Annotated in this window: 1 protein-coding gene; it reads right to left on the minus strand. The window is 67.0% G+C overall.

The annotated features are described in order from the left end of the window. The coding region (locus BUE38_RS23085) for an Ig-like domain-containing protein (RefSeq protein WP_200802142.1) at window positions 1-230 on the minus strand (230 nt) is incomplete at both ends.

Below are 230 nucleotides of genomic sequence, written 5' to 3' on the forward strand. Positions count from 1 at the left end.
ACCGTGGCGCCATCGTCACTGACCGCAACGTCGGCAGGAGCCGCCGGCGCAGTGTTGTCCGGTGCTGTCGCCGTAGCAGGCTCCGACGCATTGCCTGCCGGATCAGCCTGGACCACTTCCAGCGCTTCACCATCCACCTGCGGGGTATCCAGCGTGACCTCGAACTGGCCACCGTCGCCCACAGTGCCTTCACCAACCACCGTGCCATCCGGGTCGGTCACCGTCACGGT

Source organism: Halomonas cupida, from assembly GCF_900142755.1.
In the GTDB taxonomy this organism is placed as follows: Bacteria; Pseudomonadota; Gammaproteobacteria; order Pseudomonadales; family Halomonadaceae; genus Halomonas; species Halomonas cupida.